This window comes from Limnothrix sp. PR1529 (genome assembly GCF_002742025.1).
In the GTDB taxonomy this organism is placed as follows: domain Bacteria; phylum Cyanobacteriota; class Cyanobacteriia; order CACIAM-69d; family CACIAM-69d; genus CACIAM-69d.
In genome coordinates this window covers 118233-118671 of sequence record NZ_LIRO01000036.1, presented here as the reverse complement: position 1 = coordinate 118671, position 439 = coordinate 118233, and the positions used below count along the sequence as shown (strand labels likewise).

Sequence of the window (439 nt, the reverse complement as noted above, 5' to 3'; positions counted from 1 at the left end):
TGGGATGGTCTTGACCGAGTTTTTCAACCAAAATCGTCAAGCAGCGGAGGTAGAGGGGTTCCGCTGCCTCGTACCGTCTCTGGGAATAGTAGAGTCCTGCCAAGTTGTTGAGGCTGGTGGCCGTGTCGGGATGGTCGGCTCCCAGCACTCGCTCACGGATTTCCAGCGATCGCCGGTAGAGGGGTTCCGCGGCCTCGTAACGTCCCTGGCATGAGTAGAGTAATGCCAAGTCATTGAGGCTGTCGGCAGTGGCGGGATGGTCGGCTCCCAGCACTCGCTCACGGATTTCCAGCGATCGCCGGTAGAGGGGTTCGGCTTCAGGATAGCGTCCCTGCGACCAGTAGAGTCCTGCCAAGTTGTTAAGGCTTTCGGCAGTGTGGGCATGGTCGGCTCCCAGGACTTGCTCTCGGATCGCCAGCGATCGCCGGTAGAGGGGTTC

1 protein-coding gene is annotated in these 439 nt (G+C 60.1%); it reads right to left on the bottom strand.

The window, feature by feature from the left end:
- The coding region (locus tag AMR42_RS21070) for a tetratricopeptide repeat protein (RefSeq protein ID WP_234406693.1) at positions 1-412 on the bottom strand (412 nt) is incomplete at its 3' end.
- Positions 413-439 lie beyond the last annotated feature (27 nt).